Source organism: Bradyrhizobium sp. UFLA05-112 (assembly GCF_053572325.1).
The window spans coordinates 17,388-40,002 of record NZ_JBANBK010000065.1; the positions used below are offsets into that span (position 1 = coordinate 17,388).

Below are 22,615 nucleotides of genomic sequence, written 5' to 3' on the forward strand. Positions count from 1 at the left end.
ACGGGTGACAGCGCATTGAGGTGCCGCATTGAGCTCGTTACACTTTCCCCTCCCCCTCTCGCGCATGTAGTGGCTGCAGGATTGGGTTTCGCCTTCTCTCACCATTGGCTCTCGCATACGTGACCCTTGAAGTTGGTCTAGTGTAGAGGTGAGAGCTTCGTAAGCGTCGTTCTCTCCCTTGCGGAAGTCGACCGGCTTGGTTGCCACCATCACCCGGACAGTTCCGGTCGGGCCGATCACCGGCTTTCATGGACGATGGCCCTGACATCGCCACGTCCACGCCTCGGCCGATCTGGATAGTGACGCCCTCGGCCTCGATCTCAATGCCCCAGCATCGCAACGGCGAGCCCGGACATCCGGCTTGGCCTTGCATCGCGCTGTCTTGCGCTCATGGCCAACGGCTACGGCCGGTACCATGGCGTCTACCACCGCCGGTACAAACGGCGGAAGGTCAGCCATCGGCGTCGGCAACTGGCGTGCGTGCCAGCGCCAGGTGAACACTTGTTGTGGGGTCAGCCCGTGTCGCCGGGCAATCTCGGATATAGGAGGGTTTCCTATGTTTGTCCGCGCGTACCCTCGCGCATCGACCACTGAGCAGGAGGCACGCCGCGCCAAGGAGCAGCTGAAGGCCTTCGCTGCTTAGCGTGGTCTCAAGGTCGCGTCCCGGTATGTTGAAACGAGAGCAACGCGAAGCTTGCCCCTGTGCTGTTCCGACTGCTGGCCGTGCATCACTTGGAGACATTCTCCTGGTGGAGCAGGTTACCCTTTCGGTTTCCAGGACGGAGTGACTACATCGGCGCGAGCGAAACGCTGGATCCGCCGTGCTCCCTCTGGACAGGCGAGAGTTGCCCATCGTGAAGACGGACGTCCCTTTTCAATCTTGCGAGCATAACGCACCTCTATGGCTTCTTCGTCAAAGCCCACCTCGGGCAAGCGCGATGCTCGCCCTATCGTCGGAATAGTTAAGAAGTTGGCGCTCCTCGTGCCTAGGCACGCAAAGCGTCCCTTTCAGCCATCGCATCGGCAGCATCCCAGATGCCAGCGTAGATTTCATCAAGGTCTGCCGCTGTCGCACAATACGGCGGCATAACGTAGATCGTATTGCCGAGCGGCCGCAGCAGCAGATTTCGCTTCTTGAAGAAGGCGTGAAGCTTTGGACCCATGTCCGCCAGATAACCCGGATCGCTCGTCTTCAGATCGAGTGCTGTCACCGTGCCGGTTCGGCGAACGTTTCCGAAGCGCGCATCGGCCCGGAATGGCTCAATTGCCTGCTCTTGCATCGCGGCGATCGCCGTCACGCGTTGGTGAGTTTGGGGATCTTGCCAAAGATCCAGATTGGCTCTTGCAGCCGCGCAGGCCACGGGATTTGCGGTATATGAACTCGAATGGAAGAACGTGCGGGTCCGATCCTTCGAATAATGCGCATCGAAAATATCCGCGCGACACAGTGTTACCGCGAGGGGAAGCGCTCCACCTGTAATTCCCTTGGAGTAGCAGACAATATCGGGAGTGACATTGGCCTGCTCGCACGCGAAGAGAGTTCCAGTGCGGCCCCAGCCCGTCATGACCTCGTCGGCAATGAAAAGGACGTCCGAGGCCTCGCAGATACGCTTCATCTCTCTGAGCACCCAGGCCGGATACATCAGCATTCCGCTGGCCCCCAATATCAGAGGCTCGACAATAAAGGCTGCCGGAATTTCGTTTCGACATGCTGACTCAAGGGCGTCGAGCGTGTCCTGCTCATGACCTGTTGCCGGAAACGGGACCGAGGTGACGTCGAACAGCAAGGGCCCGTACGCCGCGTTGAACACGCCCCTAGCCCCAACCGACATCGCGCCAACCGTATCGCCGTGATACGAATGTTGCATCACGATGATGCGTATTCGCTGCTGGCCGACATTATGCCAATAGCCGAGCGCCATTTTTAGCGCGACTTCCACGCTCGTAGAGCCGCTGTCGGAGAAGAAGACATGCTCGAGCCCGCGAGGCGCGAGTTTTAGAAGCTCGGCCGCAACTTCCTCGGCCGGATCGTGGGTATGGCCGGCAAAGATGATCTGGTTGAGCTTGCCTGCCTGTTCCTGAATCGCGCGCACAATATATGGATGACAATGACCATGCGTCACCACCCACCAGGATGAGATTGCATCGATGATGCGGCGACCATCCGCGGTGTGAAGATAGGCGCCCTCGCCCCGAACAATCCTCGTCATCTCGTCTTGAAGGGCGTGTTGCGTGAAGGGATGCCAGATCGGCGACTTATTCTTTGGCATACAACTTGAAACTATCTGCACGAAATGAGGCCTTGAATGCTGCCTCCAGCGTGTCCGCCGTGAGGGGAGAGAGCCATGGCAATCGACCCAACCAACGCACCCGCCCCATCTCGCGAATGATGGTCTGGGTTTCGGCGTTTCTTTCGCCAATGAAGGCCATCCCGAGAATTGGGATCTCACGCTTTCGGAGCGCCTCTACCGACAGCAGCGAATGATTGATGGTACCCAGTTCTGTGCTTGCGCAAAGCACGACCGGAAGCCGCCATCGCTCGAACACATCAATGTAGAGTGTGTCGCCGCTCAGCGGCACCATCAACCCGCCCGCGCCCTCGATAACCAACGGCTGCCCGCCGGTATCTGGCACTTCAAGCGAATCTGGCTCGATGCGAACTCCGTCAAGCTCGGCAGAATAGTGGGGCGATGCTGGCGTTCGAAGGCGGTAGCGCTCTGGCAGGATGCGATCGGCCGACAGGCCGCCCAGCCGCGCCACAGCCTCGGCATCGGTCTCTTCGCCGAGGCCAGCTTGAATCGGCTTCCAATAGATCCCGCCAAGGAGTTTCGCAAGCCCTGCGGCAAACACCGTCTTTCCGATTCCGGTATCTGTGCCCGTCACCACGATGCTTGGGCTCATAGAAGTAAACCTCTCGTCTCCTCGATCAAGGTATCGAGCATTGCACGCACGTCGTCCTCGCTGACGTTGAGTGTTAGTGAGATTCGCAAACGGGCCGTGCCCACTGGCACGGTCGGCGGCCGGATCCCGCGGATATCGAACCCGCGAGCCCGCAGCGCAGAAGCGAGCCGCATCGCACGCGCGTTGTCACCCACGATGTATGGCACGATTTGCGAATCGGACGGACTTTTCCAACCGCACTTGCTCATCTGCCGATGCGTGAACGCGACCAGCTCGGTGAGACGCCGCTGATGCTCGGGTTCCTGCTGAAGGATCAGAATCGCCTCCTGCACGGCGACAGCCATCAACGGCGAGGGTGCGGTGGCAAAGATAAACGGACGGCAACGATTGACCAGGAAGTCTCGTAGCACGCCAGACGCAGTGACCAGCGCGCCCGCAGCGCCCAGCGCCTTGCCGCAGGTATGAACGACCAGGAGATTTTCTCGTCCTTCATAAGGCGCGGTGAGCCCCCGTCCCTGCTCGCCGTAAACACCCGTGGCATGGGCCTCATCCACCATCAGGAAGGCATCATGCCGGTCGGCGAGCGCAACCAGCTCTTTGAGCGGCGCAAAATCACCGTCCATGCTGTAGAGACTTTCGGCCACGATCCAGATGCGGCCGACCCCGCCATTTGCCCTCCAGTCACGAATCGCGCGTTCGACCGCCTCCGGGTCATTATGTGCGCTTATACAAAAATTAGCGCGGCTGGCTCGCGCGCCTTCATGAATGCTCGCGTGCACGAGAGAATCGAGGACGAGGAGATCGCCTTTCTGCGGCACCGTCGTCAGGACAGCAAAATTTGCGACATAACCGCCGCCAAAGAAGAGCGCTGTCTCCGCCCCAAAGAACCTGGCAGCTTCAGCTTCCAGACTTTCGTGCTCCTCGCAATTGCCGCGCAGAAGGCGCGAGCCGCCGGCGCCGATCGGTGTGCCGGCCTCGATCGCTGCCAAAACAGCCGCCTTCATGCGCGGCGCGCTCGCGAGCGCCAAATAGTCGTTCGACGTGAAATCGATTCCTTCACGCGGATTGAGGCGGCGCAACCGGTGGTCTTCTTTCAGAGCATGCAATGCCGCGGCATATCCGGCAATTTTTCCCGCGTGGATTGAATTCATTCTCATTTCTCGGGTAACGAAATCACGCAAAATTCGAATGGGCGCGAAGAAAAACGGCCTTAGGTCCGTTTTTCGGCCGCTAAACCGGCGTGATCCGATTTTCGCGATCAACCAGCACGATGCGGGGTTTGAACGTTTTGGCTTCCACCTCGCCAAATGAGGCGTACGCAATGACGCTAATTTTGTCTCCGGGTAACGCCAGTCGCGCGGCCGCACCCTTCAAGTCAATGGCACCCGAGCCGGGAGGCGCTTCGGTCACGAAAGTGGCAAAACGCGCGCCGGTTTCGACGTTGTGAATTTCGACGCGTTCGTTGACCAGGAACCCTGCTGCGTCCAGCAGCGTGCGATCAATTGAAATAGAGCCTTCATAGTGCAGATCGGCTTCAGTCACCGATGCGCAGTGGATCTTGCCTTTCATCAAGGTAATTTGCATTTCTCAACCTATGCCTAAAGGAGTTTCGTGAAGACCGCTTCGCCGTCCCGTTGGTTCAGGCAAGCCCGGACGTGATGCCGAGCCTGGTCAGCAAATTTGCGTCGCGCTCGGTCTTCGGATTTTTGGTCGTGAGCAGCACGTCCCCGATGAAAATTGAGTTCGCACCGGCCAAAAAGCACAACGCTTGCAATTCGTCGGTCATGTCATGCCGGCCGGCCGACAACCGCACCACGCTCATTGGCATCATGATCCGGGCGGTGGCGACCAGGCGGACCAGCGCGATCGAATCGGGGCGCTCCGCGGTATCGTTGACCGGAACCCCCTTGACCTCGTTCCAAAGATTGATCGGGACGCTTTCCGGAGGCTTTCGCAGATTAGCCAGCAGGACCAGCATGTCGAGGCGATCCTCAACGCGCTCGCCCATGCCGATAATGCCGCCGCAGCAGACCTTGATCCCAGCCTCGCGCACGTTTTCAAGCGTGTCAATTCGATCCTGCAACGTGCGAGTCGTGATGATCTTGTCGTAGAATTCCGGCGATGTGTCGATGTTGTGATTGTAGAAGTCGAGCCCGGCCCGGGAAAGCTGTGCTGCCTGCCCCAGTGTCAGCATGCCCAGCGTGACGCAGGTTTCCATGCCAAGGTTCTTGACCTCGCGGACCATCTCGCAGACCCGATCCAGATCGCGGTCCTTCGGACTGCGCCAGGCCGCGGCCATGCAGAAGCGGGTCGCACCAGCTTCCTTGGCCTGCTGCGCGGTGGCGACCACATCAGCGCGATCCATCAGGCGGGTCGCTTTCACTCCGGTTTCGTAACGTGCGCTTTGCGCGCAATAGCCGCAATCTTCCGGGCAGCCACCCGTCTTGATGCTGAGGAGGCTTGCTGTTTCGACGTGGTTTGGATCAAACTTATCGCGGTGAATGTTTTGCGCTCGAAACATCAGCTCAGCGAATGGCAAACCATAGAGCGCTTCGGCCCCGCTACGTTTCCACTTTCCGCCGGCCTCTTCGAGCTCGCAGCTTCCGTTCCGGTCAACTCCAACAGCAACACCCATAGGCCTCAAGTCCGTAATCATAGATAATCGCGTGAATTATCTCTCGTCATCGACATTAGATCGATGCTAATCGATGCGGTATCGGGGCGCACCCATTTTTCTGATAGATAATCTATGATGAGTGAGAACAGAACGACTGCTGGACGCATCGCGGAGTCAATCGGTGAGCGCATTATCAACGGCGCGCTGCAGCCAGACGCAAAACTCCGGCAGGATCATGTAGCGCGGGAATTCAATTCAAGTCATGTCCCAGTGCGAGAGGCTTTTCGGCAACTCGAGGCTCAACATCTTGTCGTGAGCGCACCGCGCCGCGGGGTGCGGGTCGCCCCGCTCGATGCGAATTCGGTGAAAGAGATCGCCGAGATGCGTGCAGCGCTCGAAGTGGTCGCGTTGCGCAATGCAGCTCCAAAGCTCTCATCGGTCCACCTGGCACGCATTGAACTTGCGCTGATTGAAGGAGACAGCGCTCAGACGATTGAGGATTTTGAGATGGCCAACCGGGCCTTTCATTACGCCCTGGTTGCGCCCTGCGCGATGCCCCGCCTGCTCGCCAGCCTCGACGAACTCCAGCTTGCAAATTCTCGGCTGGTATTCGCGATGGCAAGGACGGCCGGCCGGCGTCCACGGTCCAACCAAGATCACCGCCTGATTCTGCAGGCCCTGCGAGCGCGCAACCTCGACCTGGCCTGTAATCTACTCACACGTCACATTCAGAGCATTGAGCGCCTGGCGCTTTCCACCTCTTGATCAGGAAAACGCCTTTGTGAGCTCAGTTCAGACGCGAGGCGCAACAGTATCAAACAATCGATCATCAATATGCAGCAGCGAAGCGTTGCAGAGATCTCGATCCCAAGTTAGTTATGCGCTCATCTCTGATAGCACTCCTTAAGGCCATCCATGATTCGTCACATTGTCTTGTTCAGCGCAAAAGATGAGGCCAATATCGATCGTATCATCGAAGGCCTGTCGGTTCTCACGAAAATTCCGCATGCAAGCCGGCTCGAGGTCGCTCGCAACCGTAAGAGCGACCAGCTCGGCAACGACATCGACGTCGTTGTCTATGGTGAGTTCGAGAACGAGGCGAAACTCGAGGCCTACAAGGCGCACGATCTTTACCAGGAATCAATCAGGCGGGTACGGCCACTGCGCGAGTTGCGGCTCGCGGCAGACTATTGTGTGTCGGCGGATGTGCGGCTCCTCGCTCGCCGCGCCGTATCGGCCGGCTGAGGCTAAGCTGACCGTCGGTCTCACGAGCTTGCAAACTTCCGACCGAATGTCACTCTCCTTTGGCGGCCTATCATCGGAAGCGCGCGGACGCCACTCACCGGTACAGTGATAGCCCGATGTACGTCCGCGAACTGCAATGGATTGCCCCTGTCACGGCAATGCGGCGCCTCGCCGGCAGCTCTCATCTTACATTTCTCGATAGCGCAGCAAGTCACAAGCTCCTTGGGCGCTACTCATATCTGACCTGCGACCCGTTCGGCACCTATATCATCGCGGACGGGCAGGCGAGCTGGAACGGACAGGCCATTGACGGTGACCCCTGGGAAGCCCTTCGCACCCTGCTCGCCAAGTATCCGCAAGAGCATCACCCTGATCTGCCGCCATTTCAGGGAGGAGCGGCCGGAATCTTTGGTTACGATCTGAACAGGACACTGGAGCGATTGCCCGTGCCGGCAAGTTCTGGACACCGCTTGCCTCAATCCATTCTGCATTTCTATGACGTCCTCGTCAGCTACGATCATCGCGACGACAGATGCTGGATTGTGTCGACTGGATGGCCGGAGCAGGATCCCGCACGCCGGGCTGCGCGTGCACGCCAAAGGGCCGATGAGTTTGCAGCTCTCCTCGCCGGCTCACACGTACCGCGGGACAATGCCCATGGCGCAGTCGGACCATGGCAGTCGAACTCCAGCCGCGCGTCCTACATTGCGGCGGTACAGCGCGTCATTGACCTCATTCTGGCTGGCGATATCTTTCAGGCCAACATTGCGCAGCGCTTTAGCGCCAGACTCCCAACCTTATTTGATCCTGTTGCCTTCTACTGCCAACTGCGATCATTGAACCCCGCACCGTTTGCAGCGCTCCTGCGTTACGGCAATCTCACCATTGCATCGAGCTCGCCGGAGCGATTTCTGAAGCTCGACGGACGGCGGGTCGAAACGCGCCCCATCAAAGGCACGATCGCGCGTTCAACGGATTTTAGGGAAGATCAGCGTCGCGCGCGGCTCCTAGCCGCATCCGACAAGGACCGCGCCGAGAACATCATGATCGTCGATCTCCTACGAAGCGATCTTTCTCGTGTTTGCACGCCGCATTCAGTCGACGTTGCAGCGCTGTGCAGCCTCGAAACCTATGCCTCAGTGCACCATCTCGTATCGGTCATAACGGGTGAGCTTGCAGGGGACCAGGACGCGGTCGGCCTTATTCGCGCCTGTTTTCCAGGCGGCTCCATCACCGGGGCGCCAAAGGTGCGAGCGATGGAAATCATTGCGGAACTCGAGCAAGTCGCGCGAGAGGTCTATTGCGGGGCGATCGGTTTCATCGGCTTCAACGGGCACATGGATACCAATATTGCGATCCGCACCGTCACGATCGACGACGGCCTGGCTGTCTTTCACGCAGGGGGCGGGATAACTGCGATGTCGGATCCAGCGGCCGAATACATGGAGACTCTGACCAAGGCACAGCCAATCTTTGACGCATTTCGCGCCATTTCTACCGGTGAACGTTGATTATCATCATCGACAACTACGATTCCTTCGTCTTCAACATTGCCCGCTATTTCCGTAAGCTCGGGGAAGCGACGGAAGTCGTCCGAAATGATGCCATCAGCCTCAGTGATATTGTTCGTCTCAAGCCGCGCGCCGTGGTCATTTCCCCCGGTCCCTGCACCCCAATAGAGGCGGGAATATCGACCTCAATCGTTCGCGAACTTTCAGGTCGTGTCCCGATTTTCGGCATCTGCCTTGGACACCAGTGCATCGGGAGTGTTTTCGGCGGACGCGTCACACGTGCACGTCGTCCCATGCACGGTCGCTCCTCATTCGTTACGCATGACGGCCGCGGGCTATTCGAAGGACTTCCTTCCCCCCTTTGCGTCGGGCGCTACCATTCCCTCGTTGTTGAGATCGATCAATCACGCGCGTCGCGTCTTATGGTAACTGCGCGCTCGGACGAGGGCGAGATCATGGCGCTTGCACATCGCGATCAACCTACCTATGGCGTGCAATTCCACCCTGAATCGATACTGACCCAACAAGGAGATGCTCTGCTGACAAACTTTTTGCGACTGGCAAAGAGTTTCCAAGCCTGAGGATGGGCCCTTATGTCGCACGCCTCTCCCGCAATGAGGCGCCGGCGGCATCAGTAGGACTTTAAGTCCGATCGCATTTCTCTGCCCTCTGGCCGCCAGCAACCTATTGACCGCGCTTTCAGCGACATAAAGGCGGCTACGTCGCCCGGGCACGGCCAGTTTCACACATCCGCTACTGCCGACCAGCGATTGACGCGAATCCCCACCATTTCCTCGCCATCCAAGAGACCGCTCGGCAGGAGAGACGAATTTCGGCGCGCGGCGAGAAGACGCACTTACCTAAATCCCGGTCCGGTCGGGCTATAAAACATCTTGTATCTCACGCGGTGTCAGATTGTAGGCTTTCAAACGCAGCAACCGACCGCCTTCGATCCTTACACTGTCGTGAGAGAGACCTTCGTGGATACGCTGGATGTTATTGGCGTCGGGATCGGTCCCTTTAATCTCAGCCTGGCAGCCCTGATCGAACCTACCCCGCTACGCGCACTATTCCTGGAAAAGCGCGGGGCATTCTGCTGGCATCCAGGCCTGGCGTTGCCGAACAGCCGATTACAAGTGTCGCCGTTCAAGGATTGCGTGACGCTGGTAGACCCCACCAGCCCCTATTCTTTCCTGAACTACCTGGCACGACACGGACGGCTCTACGGCTTCGTCAACAGACGCAATGCTTCGACCTCGCGGCGGGAGTTCACTGACTATTACCAGTGGGTCGCGCGACAACTTGGCACGCTCCGCTACAACGAAGAGGTCGTCGACGTCGCGCCCTTCAGGGACGGCTATCGCGTCAATACGAGCACAACGACATACCTGGCGCGCGCCGTCGTGATAGCGGTTGGCGTTGAGCCAACGGTCCCCCCGTGCGCCAGACCCTTCATTTGCAACACCGTCTATCACGCCGCTGACTATCTCGACCAGGACTCACCTGGCGCAGACGAGCATGTGCTCGTGGTGGGAGGTGGTCAGAGCGGCGCGGAGATTGTCGAGCACATCCTCAATCGTCCCAGCGCTCCCCGGATTACCTGGGTCACATCGCGCTCAAACCTGTTTGCGATGGACGATACCAGTTTCGTGAACGAGGCCTATGGGCCGGGTTACAGCCGGCGCTTTCATGCCCTGCCGCTCCAGCACCGCCGCGCAATCATCGAGCGTGAAAAGCTAACGAGTGATGGCATTTCTGCCGAATTGTGCAATCGCCTCTACGACATTTTGTACGAAAGGGACGTGGCGGGTACGTCGTCTGACAGCTTCGTTCTCCTGTCCAGCGTCGTTGTGAAAGACATTGCGCCCCTAAACAAGCGCTGGGGAGTCAATCTGACCGATCTCGTCACGCGGCAACATCACAGCATCCTCGTTGATCGCATCGTCCTTGCCACGGGCTTTCAGCCGCGCACTCCACCCTTTCTACAATCGCTACTGGGCGGCGCGCACATGGAGGATGGCCTACCCGTGCTGGGCTCGGACTACGCGGTTAGCTTCAATCAGCATATGCCAGGACCGGTATATCTCCAGAATCAAAGCCGTCTGCAGCACGGATTGCAGAGCGCAAACTTGTCACTGGTGGCGTACCGCAACAGTCTCATCATCAACAGCCTCCTAGGGCGTCCCTTCTATCTGGATCAATCAGGCCAGCAGATCCTCGATGGTTACGAGTCCCCAGACGCTGCGGATCTGAGCACACTGCCGGATGCAACGAGACTTGCAGAACATATGAGCGCAATCACATGAGTGCGTCCCGATCCTCCATCTTACGAATTGTCGATGTGCCCCCTTCAGCTGCGGATCGGCTATCTTGCAAACTGTCCTACCGCGCCTTTGGACCATTTTTGGTCGCATCCAGTATCATTGCGGCAGCTTATGGCACGAGCTTCATATTGCCGGAGTATATGGAAGCGCTCGGTATGGAGGGCGACGCCGCAGGTACCGTTATCTCCAGTGGCATGGTTGCAACGATCGTGTGCTGTTGCCTGGCAGGCCGAGTTGCCCAGCGCATTGGCATTATGCCGACGATAGCTGCCGCATCGTTAGTGATGGCGCTGGCCATGGCGGCCTTCGCTGCTGCAGCGTACGACACGCGAATGGCCTATGCGGGCGGCATGCTCGTCGGTGCCGGATGGTCGGTGTTGTTCATCCTCTCGCCGCTGCAGATCATCCGTCATTTGCGTCCCGCAGCTCGTATAGAACATCTGACGATCCTGTCCGGCGCCCAGATGGCAGGACTTGGGCTCGCGGCCCCACTCGGCCACTTTCTGACAGAATGCACCGGCTCAATGGCGATGATGTACGCGCTTTTCGCGATGGCCTGCGCAATTGCAGCCATCTGCGTAGGCGTCGCACGACACGCCATGTTGAGCATCCCCTCGGTACCCATGCCTCACATCGAGGTCACCGTGGTCGAAACCGTCGCCCTGCTTCGACACGCAACAGTCGCACCGATCGTCATGATCGTGGTTGCGGCCTGCATTTTTTCCGGACTATCGACATATCAGAGCGCCTATGCAGCGTCACGTCAGCTCAATCCCGACCACTTCTTCCTCGTATTCACCGTTACCAGCGTGGCGCTCCGCTTTTCAGTCGCCCATATGCTGGACCGAGTGCCCGTACACCGGCTTGCGCTCACGCTCTTTGTCGCTACCGGCGCCTCATTGGCGTTGCTCATTATCAATCCTGGCGACACTCTGCTGTATCTGTTGGCCGCCGCAATCTTCGCCACAGGCTACGGGCTTAGCTATTCCGCCCTTATCGGAATGGCCGTCAATCTCGCGAGCGAGCGTGGGCTCTCCGTACCAGTTACTTCACAGATCTTCACCTTAGCCTATTTCCTCGGGTTGTTCGGCTTTCCGTTCCTCGGAGGGCACTTGATCGGTGGATTTGGCGTTGACGCGATGTTGCTCACGCTATTGGGCGCGACCGCCTTTAACGGGGTGCTGGCAATTGCACTCCGGCCAAAGGCAAGAACCTACTCTCCCTAATCTTCAAAAAAGGAGCTCGCACATGCTGACCGAGGCACAGAAGGCGAAATGGCATCAGGATGGATATCTTCGGCTTGAAGGCTTCTTTGATGCGCCTACGCGGGACAAGATCTCTGAGTTCGTGGAAGGCGTCGCGCGCTGGGATGTGAGCGTCGACAAGTGGATGATGTGGTTCGAGAAAACGGCCGATGATCGCAAGATCATCTCAAAGGTCGAGAACTTCCTGGACTACCATGGCGCTCTACGCGAGACGCTGCTGGCCGACGGCCGCATTTGCAACGCGATAAAGACGCTCCTCGATGAAGACACGCGGATGCTAAAGGAGCTGCTGATCTTCAAGTACCCTGATAGCGGCGGATATCGCCCTCATCAGGACATATATCATGTCCCCCACAAGCTCCCCGAGCGGATGGTGCACGCCATAGCAGCCGTTGCCATCGACGATGCGGCTCCGGACAATGGAGGCCTATTCTTCACACCGGGGCGCCATAAGGAGGGAGTTTTTCCCATGGATGCCGGCGGCGTCATAAATCCGGACGTAGCCGAGAGCTTTGAATGGGAGCCGGTGCCGTGGAAGGCCGGTGATGTCTTTATTTTCGACGACTACGCGCCCCACTACTCGCTGCCGAATAAGAGCGATCGCTCTCGCCGCACACTCTATTTGGTGTTCCAACGCGCCTCTACCGGCGGTCCTGATCGTGCCGAATACAATCGAATGAAGCGCGCCTACAACCCGCCAGAAGGCAAGGTCGCTGACCCTGAAAATCTAAAGATGCCTAACGGCATCTTCTATCGCGAGTGATCGCAGCCCTTAAGGAAAGACCACGTGTACACCAAGCAGATCGATCGCTCCCTGATGCGGACCGAATATGGCGTGCTGGTTTGCCGCTTGCTGGAGCATTTACCGGATGATCTCAGCCCCGAGTTCGGTGCCTCGGTCGTTGAGGTCGCACCCGGTGGCGCGGTCGATCTGCATGCGCACCATGAACACGAGCTGTGGCTGTTGATTTCAGGTCAGGGAGAATTCGAAGCTGACGGGCAGACGCGGTCGGTGAACGAGGTGACATTGTTCTACATGCCGCCACACCAGAAGCACGCTATCCGCAATGTCAGCCAGGAGAGCACTCTTAAGTTCCTCTCTATCTGGTGGGATTGACATGCGCACCTATTTCGTATGTCCCGCTCCCCCCTGTCCTAACGGCAAATTACATCTCGGTCACGTTGGCGGCGTATACTTGCTCGCCGACATCTTTGTGCGCTTTCAGCGCTTGGCCGGCCACCGCGCGCACTATGTCACCGGCGCGGACGAGCACGGCACCTATACGCTTGTAAAGGCACGAAAGCTCGGGCAACCCGTTGGCGACGTTGCACAAAAGCACATTGACGAGATCCTGCAGGGCCTGCGTGCCATGCACATCACGCCCGATGTCTTCGTTCGCACATCCAGCGAGATACACAAGGAAAACGCACTCGCAATCTTCCGCGAGCTGCAGGAAGCCGGTTATGTCGAGGTCCGCAATGGTGTCCAACTCTATTGCGAGCATTGCGACGAATTTGTCGCGGACTCGCTGGCAGCTGGGAACTGTCCGGCGTGCGGCTCTGCGACCGACAGTAACTTGTGCGAGAACTGTGGCCTGGCAATTCGGCACGACACCTTATGCAACGCCCGGCACGCCACCTGCGGTCACAATCTTGTACTAAGGCGCACTGAGCAGGCCGTGTTCGATACGCCTCGCCTTGCGAAGGCGCTGGACACAGCTATTGGACAAAGCGCCTGGCCCGCGGCGATCCGAGACAAGGCGCGCGCTTGGCTCGCCAGAGATATGCATGGTTTGCCGATGTCGCGTCACTTCAGTCATGGTGTAGAGTTACTGGAGCCCGAACCTTTGTTCGGTCAAACCCTGCTCACATGGTTCGAGGGCCTATGGTGCTTCGACACCGGAATTCGCGAGCAATGCGCCAATGATTTTCTGGACGCCAATTCAACTTTGCACGACCCCACAACCCAGCTTGTGTTCTTCATGGGCCAGGATAACCGCTTCTACTATACGGTAGGTGTGAGCGGTGCCCTGCTCGCGCGCGGCTATCCAATTCCCACAAATCACTCGGTCCAGGATTTTTACAAGCTCGAGGGTCAAAAGTTTTCCACCAGCCGAAACCATGCGCTTTGGGCCGACGAAGTTGCGCGCGAGGTAGACCCCAATGTGCTTCGCTATGCGCTCGCTCGAATTGCGCGGCCATTCGGCCGAGATGAAAACGAGTTCGACGTCGATCAGCTGATCAGGGCGGCCTCACATCTTCGCGTCTGGGAAAAAGCACTGCGCCAACTTGCCACCCACGCACGCACATTGGACAGCAGGCGTCTCAGATCTCGTCTGTACATGCTGGCTCAGCGTTACGCTGATGCAATCGAGGAGCTCCGATTCTGGGACGCGCTTGATATCGTTGATACCTACTTCGAGGTCGCCGATTTTGCGCGTGACGACAGCGGCATGTGGAACTCCGCGCAGATCTCTCTGTTCCTGAGCCTTCTGTATCCTGTGGTTCCCGAGCTAGCGATCCGATATGGCCGTCATTTCTTTGGTGAAGCATGGCAGCCGTCCTTCGGCAAACCTGCTGCAAAAGCTAGCCTGCCACCAAAGATAGATTTCCCCCGTGTTAGCACGGCGATACCTGCGAACTTCATCGCAGCTTACAACGAACGTTTTCGTCCACAACAGGCTGAGCAGCACAGCGGAATTTGAACGACAAAGCCATGAACTCACCCGTCTCTAACCGCAGCTCTCTGGCTCAGAGCTTTGCGCCCTTCAACTACTCAGCTGCGAAGCACGCAATCCATTTCGGGTATGGGCTCCCAGATCCGGCAATGTTCTCAGAGCTGGCCTGGCCGGACGCATTGAGCCAAAATACCGGCGTCGCCACCGTCGACCTGCTGCAGTATACGGATGCGGTGGGTTTGCCCAAGCTCAGAGAAAAGCTCGCACAACGCTATAATGTGCAGCAGGACCAGATTATCCTGACCGCTGGGGCTTCACAGGCTCTGCAATTGGTCGGCGACGTCTGGCTCGACCCCGGCGATGTCGTCCTGACCGAGGACCCGTCCTATCTGGGTGCACTGCGCATTTTTTCGATCGCGGGTGCAACCATTCTCCAGCTTGGGATGGGAGCCGATGGCGTCGACCCGAACGAACTTGAACAGACCTTGCGGCATAATGCCCGCGTGAAACTTTTCTACACGACGCCAGCATTTCATAACCCGACTGGGCGCCAGATGCCGCGCGACCATATGGCCCGCCTTGCAACGATGCTAGCCCAGTATGGCGTGGCGTTGGTCCAGGATCTCGTCTATTCGGAGTTGCCGTACAATGATGCAGCTGCGTGGCTGCCGTCAGGCGGCAACGTCATTAATATTCATAGTATTTCCAAGGTCGCCGGGCCCGGGTTACGGGTAGGCTGGGTGCTTGCAGACTCGGATGTCATCAACAGACTAGCACGCCTTAAATGCGACGGCGGCGTCAGCCCTATCGTCAGCAATATCGTCTTATCGCTGCTGCAATCGGACGCATTTGATGCGCACATTGCGCGATTACGCCAGCATTATCGCGCCAAGCGGGACAGCTTGCACGCCCGGCTGCAGCGAAGTCACTTTTGCGAGCCTGACTATCTCCTTCCAAAGGGGGGTTTCTCGTTCTGGGTACGTCTGGCTGCGGAAATTGAGGCAGAGACTTTCATTAAGGCAGCAAGCTGCGAGCATGACGTCCACCTGAGACACGGCAGAGATAATGGCCCACAAAGCGGCCATTATGTACGCCTGTGCTTTAGCTATCTCCCAACAAGTCTAATTGAAGACGGGCTAGCGAGATTGGATAAATTGCATGCCAAGCTGTGCGGATCATCGTCAAGCACGTCTTTCGAAGATTGACGGTTCAAACTGGTGAGATACGCCCATTCTCTGGCTAGCTGCGACATGCCGCCTCAACATGCATTCGAGCTTGAGCGGCACCCGAACGGCACTCCGGTGGGATGACCTTTCGTCTGGCGAGTTAAAAAATCCGTCGTGAGCGCGGCCCAAGTATCGACCAGCCGCACGAATCGTTGAGGACCGAGCGCACCAGCAACTCCGGTCAGACCAAGACGAGGCTGTGTAGCCGATGGCGGCGAGGATGACATTGTCACGCCAGCCTCATAGCGCTCGAGATGTCAGCGGCCAAGATGGCCGTCGGCCTCGATGCGACCAATCTTCAGGCTCGATGGCGAAGTGGTGCCTGAGCTCACGCTTGATCCCGACGAAGTGCCCGCGTTTCTAACCGAAGATCACGACAGGGCGCCGGTTTCCCGACGAGATAACTCCTCGTCAACATAGTTGGCCGCGATGAGCAACTAGTGAGATCTCGGCGACAATTCAATGATGCCGCCGAAACCTGTAGCCATCAAACGGTTGCTCAGAGCACACCTCAGGTGCAGCACGGGCTGGCCCAGGGGAGCGCAGCCCGAGATGGTGACGATGAAGTGATTTGACGTCGAACCGATATGGCTACGGCTTCCTCTTGCTGATGTACTCGATCTCCGGTAGTTCCGTACGCTTCGTTTTGCTGTGCGCGCACTACCGTCGATGTCCGAGCGGAATGCCCAACTTTAGCGCCTTCTGACGCAATGAACCGACGCTTCGCTTTGTAAGCTTTGAAATTTTCGTAACGGGTGTCTTCGCCCTCGAGTGTACGCGTAGTTCTTTCACGTCCGCCTTCGTGTACTCGCGACGGACAACCTTCTTGTCTTGCGTCTTGGCCATAACAACTCCGTTGGCATTCCTACGCATATCTAGCAGGAATGAAATGAAACTGCCAAGCGCGCGTGGGTTGCATGCACAACGACTCTGGATGTACCGATGTACTCAAGTATCCCAAAGTTTACTTTGAGCTTGGAAGAGTGCTGCCCCTAGATGGAAGCTAATCTCGTCCCTGGGCCGCGGCGAATATGTCATCCGTAAGCAGAAATCTGGGCGCGACCGATTGATTCTGCACGAGCGCAATGCCGTATAAGCGTTGGCAAGACCTATCACGAGGAGCTTGCGTTCGGTCCCGATCTTGCGCTCGTCGAGGTCGCCCTAAAAGAACGCTAGCAATTTGGGCTCCGATGTTTGCGAGATCGTAGGTGAATTTCGCTTTAAGTCTTCTCGTCCAGCCAGCCAATCTTGCGTTTCAGGAATTCGAAGCCCAGCACCTGAAAGGCGGCATGCTCCTTGTTGTCCCTGCCATAGCCGTGCCCGCCGCCGTCCGGCTCGTAGAGATAAGCCTCATAGCCGATCCCCTGGAGCTTGGCGACCATCTTGCGGGCGTGTCCGGGATGGACCCGATCGTCCCGTCGCGTGGTGGCGATCAGGATCGGCGGATAGTCCTGCCCTGGTTTGGCAGTATGGTAGGCGGAATAGGTCTTAAGCCATTCCCACTCTGCGGGCTTGTCGGGATCGCCAAATTCCGCAATCCAGCTTGCGCCCGCGAGCAGCTTGGTATAGCGGCGCATATCGATCAGCGGGATGGTGCAGAACAGGGCGCCGAAACGCTCTGGGTACCGCGTCAGCATATTGCTGATAAGAATGCCGCCGTTCGATCCGCCTTCCGCCGCGATGCGCTTTGCCCTCGTGACGCCGCGGCGGACAAGGTCGGCCGCGACGCTTGCGAAATCATCATGAGAGAGCCGCTTGCCGGCAAAGCGTCCGGCATCGTGCCATCGCGTGCCGAACTCGCCGCCACCGCGCAAATGTGCCTGCACCGTGGTACCCCCGCGCTCGAGCCACAGCTTTCCAAGCGCGGAATTGTAGTACGGCTTCACCGAGATGCCGAATCCGCCATAACCGCTCATATGGACGGGCGCTTCGCCGGTCTCACCTTTGGGTCCGCACTGCACATAGGGAATGCGCTCGCCGTCGACCGAGATCGCTTCATGATGGGTGACCACGAGTCCATCAGCGGTAAAGGTCTTAGGCGCCTCCTTCAGCAGGGCTGGACTGGCGACGCCCCGCTCCAAGAGCATCACGAAGGGAGGCGTGAGCGGATCCTGGATCTTAGCGAGAAGCTCACCATTGCCATCAGATGGATCGCGATCAAGTGGCCAGACATCAACGACGCCGATATCGGGAAGCGCGTTGAGCTGCTCGCGGCTCCAGGTGGCGGCGGATGGCGTGCAGATCTCGAACACCGGCCGCAGCTCGTCGAGGATGGAGAGGACGAGCTTGCCATGGACCCAGAAAAATCCCTGCAGTGCTCGTCGCGGCCTCGCCACAAAAAGGACCAAGAAATTGCGCTTCCCAGCAAGAAAAGCGGTCAATGACATGCCAATCAGGGTATCCGCCGGGTAGATCACGCCGGCAATTGTCGCAGCCGAACGGAGCTTCACCGTGAGCCAGTCCTGATGCGCCTGCAGCCAGATATCGGTGGGAAGGTCGATCTTGACATGCGCCCCCGACTCGATGCCGAGCCATACGTGGAAATTGAAAAAATCCAGCTGTTCAGTGAACCAGACGCGTTGCTCCTGTCCGGTACGATCGATCCCGCAACTGACGCCCATGCGATCGGGCGACGTCTCAAACACCACGGCCGCGCGCTCGATGGGTTCACCGCGGCGCCATAATCGTACGGTCCTCGCATAGCCCGACACGGTCGCCATGCCCTTGCCATAGGCGCTGGACAACAGCAGCGTATCGGGATCAGCCCAACTGGCGCTACTCTTCGCTTCTGCCAGCACAAAACCGTCAACCACAAAGCTCTTCGTCGCCAGGTCGAATTCGCACAGCGTCACGGCATCGCTGCCGCCCCGCGATAGGGCGATCATCACGTGCGAGCTACCGGACAGTACCGCGGTCCAGCTCAGAAGCCAGTCCTCGTTCTCGGTCGCCGCGAGCCGATCGACATCTAGTAAAAGCTCCCATGATGGCTCAGACTTGCGAAATTCTTCTAGAGTTGTCCGACGCCAGAGACCCCGCGGATTCTTGGCATCCTTCCAAAGGTTGTAGAGATATTCGCCATGCCGGCTTACATGGGGAATATTGTCCGGCCGGTCGTAGATCAAAGCCAGCGCATCGCGATCCCGCGTGAATGTCGCGCCTCCAAACACCTGCAGAGTTTTGCCGGTCTGCTGCTCTACAAACTCGAGCGCTTCCCTGCCCTCTATCTCTTCCAGCCAGAGGTAGGGATCATCATCCGGCGCGGAGAGTGTTGGCTTTCCACCCCTTGGCGCTGACGGCGAGCTTGCTTTAGACACCGTTCACTCCAATGTTAGCATCAACCGCGCTTAAGATATTCCATCGAGGCCGGCACGATATATTTCCCAGCCTACAACCTGACGCGGCATTAGATTCAAGCTCATTCTGTGAACTACAATTGCGTAGCGAATGTCCGCGGCTTAGGGCCTGGCACAGTCTAAGAAGCTGGACGCATCTCCGCATTTGGACGAAGGCTGCAGGCAATCCTATTTGTTCAGATCGCCACATTATGTGAGATCGCCGACGGACAGCCTTCCAATCCTGCGTGGCCCTCGCTCGCCCGATTGACTTCGGCAACAAGTCCGTCCTTTCCGAAGCCGCCTGATGTGGCAAGACGCTTTCGGCTTAGAATTTCGAAACACGCCCTGTGAACTCGCTTGTCATTCTGACTTCTTCAGCGTCGACTTAACGCTATCTGGGCCAGATTTGCGTAGCAACGGAGATCGCCCATAGCGGCATGTCGCCGCGCAATGCTTGGCATTTTGCCTCAGCCCCAACTCATCGATCGTTTTCGACCCGATGCGTTGTGCGTTCTATGCAAATCGCTCTCCTACGTAACGCATGACCGGCAATCGCTTTTCAAGAATACCCTCTGTCTCTATTCAGCCCGATGAACAAGCTCGCCGTAGCCGACCGTGATTGCTAAGGCAGGCGCGGTCGATATCGCGGTGAGACGCGCAGAACTCCGAGCGAGCCGGCACCTAGATTTGGCCACTGATTCCATTATTGAGCAGCCAGATCGCTCGCCCCAGTCCTCATCGGGCGCAATCCCGCAGGATCCTGTGCAAGAATGCGTGTTGTCGGACACTCAGCTATAGCCGAGCTCCAAGAGACCAGGTCTCCGAGAACGCACGATCGTCAAGCTCTCGTGCAAACCGGCACAAGGGGTGGCTGGCTTCATAGAGACGCCCATCTTGCCAACCGTGTCCCGGCGACTGCGGCGATGTCAGAGATCCAACAACTGGCAGTACTATTCCCAATGGCACGCCGTTAGCGTCGCTGTTCTCCCGACAGGCTAGATCCGCATCGCATGCCGTGATCGGCACGTCCTTTGCTGAGATGAGGACGAAAGCCCCGCAGCCAAGGCTGCACGCAACGGGCGGCGCTAGGAGTTCCCGATGAAACCCGCCCAGTTGACGCATCGCTCCGCGCCCAATCAGGCCAGCTTTCCCATAAGCCGCGGTGTTTGGCTTGCGCATACGTTTGAGGGATCCTTTCGTGATGATCGCGATCAGCGAGACATTTGCCGGGGCAGAAAGCTATCGGCTGCGTCTTCGGCGTTTGCGGACGGGCCACGAGGCTTTGATCGCGTCCCTTTCCTGACTCTTCAGCCCCAAACCGCGTGGGGAAAGCCGTTACCGCGAGCGGAGAGACCATGCTCCACATAAAGCCCACCAGCCACGGACCTTCCCAGGGTCGACTGTCACGATGGGCCGCATTTCTTTACGGCCTGCTCGCCTACCTGGCTTTCCTTTTCGCAATTATATATGCGGTAGGCTTCGTAAGCGGCCTGGTCGTACCGAAAACGATTGACACGGGGCCTGGCACCTCGCTCGCCGAAGCGCTTTCCATAAATACGCTGTTGATCGCCCTGTTTGCCATCCAACACACCGGCATGGCACGCAAAGGCTTCAAGAATTGGCTGACGCGATATGTGCCGAAATGCGTCGAACGGAGTACTTATGTGCTAATGGCGAGCCTGTGCCTGCTGTTGCTATTCTGGCAGTGGCGTCCCATACCGGCAATCGTTTGGCAAGTTACGGACCCCGATGTGTCGGTCATGATCGGGACAGCAGCATTTATCGGCTGGGCGCTGATGTTCACCAGCACGTTCTTGATCGATCATTTCGAATTGTTCGGATTACGGCAAGTCACGGCCAACCTCACGGGCCCCGGCCTGCCGGAGCCGCAATTCCGGACTCCGCTGTACTACAAATTTGTGCGACATCCCATCTATCTCGGCTTTATTATCGCGTTCTGGGCCTCACCCGTCATGACGATCGGCCACCTCTTCTTAGCAATCGGGACCACCGCCTACATTTTTGTCGGAATTTTCTTCGAAGAGCGGGACCTCCTTAAGCTGTTCGGGAACCAGTATCGCCAATATAGAAGACACGTCTCCATGCTCATCCCCTGGCGCAAATCGGGGTAGGGCATCAAAGCCGAGAAGGGAAGACGCTCATGTCTTCCGGACCGTGCGCCACCGAGCTCCTGGTTCCCGTAGGATCCGAAAGACGAAACATCCACCGGCAGCAGCTCTGTATCAGAGAAGGTGCCGCTTTCGGCACCCTGATGTCCGCTGTTTTGCCGCACGCAGCAAAGCATCACCGAGCAAAGTCCGCCCAAATGAACGAGCTGCGATGGCCGTGTACGCGTCCGCTTGCTATGAACCACCTAAGCGACGGAGGCGGCGCGATACCCTTGAGCCACATCGCGAAAGGTCCAATCAGGGCGCGGCAATATTCTAACCGCGCAGCATCAGAAGCAATTCGGCATGAGATTCAAGGACGCTATCGGACCGCGAGTACCCAAACGATCCGGACGTGGCCCCCTGGGCTCGTCGGCCTGAAAATATGCATATCTCTGACACGCAGCTTACTCTCATCGATCAAGTTCACAACGCGCCCAACATCTCCTTGGTCAGAGAAGAGCACATACATTACGCCCTTATCATTTAAGCGGAGGTGCGCTCCTGCGAGAACTGCTGCCATGACTTGGTGATCTTGATCGAAACACGAGCGTTCCAGGTCATCCCTTGCCTCGCGATTCCAATAGGGCGCAGCAAATAGAATGACATCGAATTTCTCACCGGATTGCAGTGCAGAATAAGTATCGCTATGGCGTACGTCGGCTTTTCCCGCGTAACCTAGCCGCTCGATGTTTATCTCCGTCGTGCGAACGGCTTGCGGATTAATGTCGAGAGCCACGAGGCGCCCTGCGCCGGCGCGGAGCGCGGCAAGCCCTAGCACACCTGATCCGCATCCGAGATCGAGTACCGTCGCGTCATTTTCGATGCGCCACTTCGACATTAAGGCGTCCGGACCGTGACTTAGTCGTGGTGACAGAACGCCTGGCAGGATGTGCAGGGGCATGCCGCTCACCTCCACATCGTGCGGCAGTTCGCTTAGCCGCAGTTCGGCTAGCATTGCGTCCACGTCCGTCATTTGGCACCGTGCAGATGCGCCTACCCACGTACTCATTTTAACGCTCCCATCTTTGGGTGCAGACGTCGTCGCGGGCCATCGGGACCCACCTGCGTATCGGGCCGACGCCTTAGCGAATTGCCTCAGCGCGCCGGCAGTCTCCCTACCTAGGAAGTCCTAAAGAAGGACGCGCCGCTCTCCATGGAGGACTTGCCAAGGCAGCACGGTCATCAGCGCGCTTATTCTCGCCCGGATGACACGACAGCTTCCAGGAAGAGGTCTTTCTCGTTTGCGCATCTAAAGGCGACCAGCACCCCACTCCAGTTGCTGATCCGATCAGCGACAGCATGCACGTGGCCATCCTCAATTAACGAGCTTCGACACACGGCC

Annotated in this window: 18 protein-coding genes; 11 read left to right on the forward strand and 7 right to left on the reverse strand. The window is 58.0% G+C overall.

Annotated elements, in window-relative coordinates; genetic code table 11:
- Positions 1–986 precede the first annotated feature (986 nt).
- The 5 genes from SO180_RS30225 to bioB all read right to left on the reverse strand — a co-directional run bounded on the left by SO180_RS30225 (position 987) and on the right by bioB (position 5,536).
- Positions 987–2,270, reverse strand: coding sequence for an adenosylmethionine--8-amino-7-oxononanoate transaminase (locus SO180_RS30225; protein WP_449382480.1), 1,284 nt, complete (start codon positions 2,268–2,270; stop codon positions 987–989).
- Positions 2,257–2,901 carry a dethiobiotin synthase gene (gene bioD / locus SO180_RS30230; protein WP_449382481.1) on the reverse strand — a complete coding sequence of 215 codons (645 nt, stop codon included), beginning with the start codon at positions 2,899–2,901 and terminating at the stop codon, positions 2,257–2,259. Before bioD ends, SO180_RS30225 begins: the two co-directional genes overlap by 14 nt.
- Positions 2,898–4,052: an 8-amino-7-oxononanoate synthase gene (locus SO180_RS30235; RefSeq protein WP_449382482.1), complete on the reverse strand. Its 1,155-nt coding sequence runs from the start codon at positions 4,050–4,052 to the stop codon at positions 2,898–2,900. Before SO180_RS30235 ends, bioD begins: the two co-directional genes overlap by 4 nt.
- A 79-nt stretch (positions 4,053–4,131) precedes the next feature.
- The gene (panD, locus tag SO180_RS30240) at positions 4,132–4,485 is read right to left on the reverse strand and encodes an aspartate 1-decarboxylase (RefSeq protein ID WP_449382483.1); all 354 of its coding nucleotides are present in this window, start codon (positions 4,483–4,485) and stop codon (positions 4,132–4,134) included.
- Positions 4,486–4,540: 55 nt separating this feature from the next.
- A complete protein-coding gene (gene bioB / locus SO180_RS30245; protein ID WP_449382484.1) occupies positions 4,541–5,536 on the reverse strand; it encodes a biotin synthase BioB in 996 nt (331 codons plus the stop codon).
- A gap of 114 nt (positions 5,537–5,650) precedes the next feature.
- Between bioB and SO180_RS30250 the strand changes: the two genes are divergently transcribed.
- The 10 genes from SO180_RS30250 to SO180_RS30295 all read left to right on the forward strand — a co-directional run bounded on the left by SO180_RS30250 (position 5,651) and on the right by SO180_RS30295 (position 15,746).
- Positions 5,651–6,283, forward strand: a complete 633-nt coding sequence (locus SO180_RS30250) for a GntR family transcriptional regulator (RefSeq protein WP_449382485.1) — start codon at positions 5,651–5,653, stop codon at positions 6,281–6,283.
- A gap of 150 nt (positions 6,284–6,433) precedes the next feature.
- Positions 6,434–6,763, forward strand: coding sequence for a Dabb family protein (locus tag SO180_RS30255; RefSeq protein ID WP_449382486.1), 330 nt, complete (start codon positions 6,434–6,436; stop codon positions 6,761–6,763).
- A gap of 116 nt (positions 6,764–6,879) precedes the next feature.
- On the forward strand, positions 6,880–8,274 hold the full coding sequence (gene pabB, locus SO180_RS30260) for an aminodeoxychorismate synthase component I (RefSeq protein ID WP_449382487.1): 1,395 nt from the start codon (positions 6,880–6,882) through the stop codon (positions 8,272–8,274).
- The gene (locus SO180_RS30265) at positions 8,271–8,855 is read left to right on the forward strand and encodes an anthranilate synthase component II (RefSeq protein WP_449382488.1); all 585 of its coding nucleotides are present in this window, start codon (positions 8,271–8,273) and stop codon (positions 8,853–8,855) included. The genes pabB and SO180_RS30265 overlap by 4 nt, the downstream gene beginning before the upstream one ends.
- Positions 8,856–9,254: 399 nt before the next feature.
- Positions 9,255–10,580 (forward strand): lysine N(6)-hydroxylase/L-ornithine N(5)-oxygenase family protein, encoded by a 1,326-nt coding sequence (locus tag SO180_RS30270; RefSeq protein WP_449382489.1) that lies wholly within the window; start codon positions 9,255–9,257, stop codon positions 10,578–10,580.
- Positions 10,577–11,824, forward strand: coding sequence for an MFS transporter (locus SO180_RS30275; RefSeq protein ID WP_449382490.1), 1,248 nt, complete (start codon positions 10,577–10,579; stop codon positions 11,822–11,824). Before SO180_RS30270 ends, SO180_RS30275 begins: the two co-directional genes overlap by 4 nt.
- 22 nt (positions 11,825–11,846) lie before the next feature.
- Positions 11,847–12,626, forward strand: coding sequence for a phytanoyl-CoA dioxygenase family protein (locus SO180_RS30280; protein ID WP_449382491.1), 780 nt, complete (start codon positions 11,847–11,849; stop codon positions 12,624–12,626).
- A 24-nt stretch (positions 12,627–12,650) separates the two neighbouring features.
- A complete protein-coding gene (locus SO180_RS30285; RefSeq protein WP_449382492.1) occupies positions 12,651–12,980 on the forward strand; it encodes a cupin domain-containing protein in 330 nt (109 codons plus the stop codon).
- Position 12,981: 1 nt separating this feature from the next.
- On the forward strand, positions 12,982–14,568 hold the full coding sequence (locus SO180_RS30290) for a class I tRNA ligase family protein (RefSeq protein WP_449382493.1): 1,587 nt from the start codon (positions 12,982–12,984) through the stop codon (positions 14,566–14,568).
- A gap of 11 nt (positions 14,569–14,579) precedes the next feature.
- Positions 14,580–15,746 carry an aminotransferase-like domain-containing protein gene (locus SO180_RS30295; protein ID WP_449382494.1) on the forward strand — a complete coding sequence of 389 codons (1,167 nt, stop codon included), beginning with the start codon at positions 14,580–14,582 and terminating at the stop codon, positions 15,744–15,746.
- 1,241 nt (positions 15,747–16,987) lie between these two features.
- On the opposite strand, the gene SO180_RS30300 is transcribed toward SO180_RS30295, so the two are convergent.
- A complete protein-coding gene (locus tag SO180_RS30300) occupies positions 16,988–19,081 on the reverse strand; it encodes a prolyl oligopeptidase family serine peptidase (RefSeq protein ID WP_449382495.1) in 2,094 nt (697 codons plus the stop codon).
- Between the two features lie 1,376 nt (positions 19,082–20,457).
- On the opposite strand from SO180_RS30300, the gene mddA reads away from it, so the two are divergent.
- Positions 20,458–21,234 (forward strand): methanethiol S-methyltransferase, encoded by a 777-nt coding sequence (gene mddA, locus SO180_RS30305; RefSeq protein ID WP_449382496.1) that lies wholly within the window; start codon positions 20,458–20,460, stop codon positions 21,232–21,234.
- A gap of 358 nt (positions 21,235–21,592) precedes the next feature.
- Here mddA and SO180_RS30310 read toward each other — a convergent pair whose 3' ends face one another.
- Positions 21,593–22,246 (reverse strand): methyltransferase, encoded by a 654-nt coding sequence (locus SO180_RS30310; protein WP_449382497.1) that lies wholly within the window; start codon positions 22,244–22,246, stop codon positions 21,593–21,595.
- Positions 22,247–22,615: the final 369 nt, after the last annotated feature.

Coding starts and splice junctions, on each gene's coding strand:
- SO180_RS30225 (WP_449382480.1), bottom strand. CDS start 2,270: ATGCCAAAGAATAAGTCGCCGATCTGGCATCCCTTCACGCAACACGCC.
- bioD (WP_449382481.1), bottom strand. CDS start 2,901: ATGAGCCCAAGCATCGTGGTGACGGGCACAGATACCGGAATCGGAAAG.
- SO180_RS30235 (WP_449382482.1), bottom strand. CDS start 4,052: ATGAATTCAATCCACGCGGGAAAAATTGCCGGATATGCCGCGGCATTG.
- panD (WP_449382483.1), bottom strand. CDS start 4,485: ATGCAAATTACCTTGATGAAAGGCAAGATCCACTGCGCATCGGTGACT.
- bioB (WP_449382484.1), bottom strand. CDS start 5,536: ATGGGTGTTGCTGTTGGAGTTGACCGGAACGGAAGCTGCGAGCTCGAA.
- SO180_RS30250 (WP_449382485.1), top strand. CDS start 5,651: ATGATGAGTGAGAACAGAACGACTGCTGGACGCATCGCGGAGTCAATC.
- SO180_RS30255 (WP_449382486.1), top strand. CDS start 6,434: ATGATTCGTCACATTGTCTTGTTCAGCGCAAAAGATGAGGCCAATATC.
- pabB (WP_449382487.1), top strand. CDS start 6,880: ATGTACGTCCGCGAACTGCAATGGATTGCCCCTGTCACGGCAATGCGG.
- SO180_RS30275 (WP_449382490.1), top strand. CDS start 10,577: ATGAGTGCGTCCCGATCCTCCATCTTACGAATTGTCGATGTGCCCCCT.
- SO180_RS30280 (WP_449382491.1), top strand. CDS start 11,847: ATGCTGACCGAGGCACAGAAGGCGAAATGGCATCAGGATGGATATCTT.
- SO180_RS30290 (WP_449382493.1), top strand. CDS start 12,982: ATGCGCACCTATTTCGTATGTCCCGCTCCCCCCTGTCCTAACGGCAAA.
- SO180_RS30295 (WP_449382494.1), top strand. CDS start 14,580: ATGAACTCACCCGTCTCTAACCGCAGCTCTCTGGCTCAGAGCTTTGCG.
- mddA (WP_449382496.1), top strand. CDS start 20,458: ATGCTCCACATAAAGCCCACCAGCCACGGACCTTCCCAGGGTCGACTG.
- SO180_RS30310 (WP_449382497.1), bottom strand. CDS start 22,246: ATGACGGACGTGGACGCAATGCTAGCCGAACTGCGGCTAAGCGAACTG.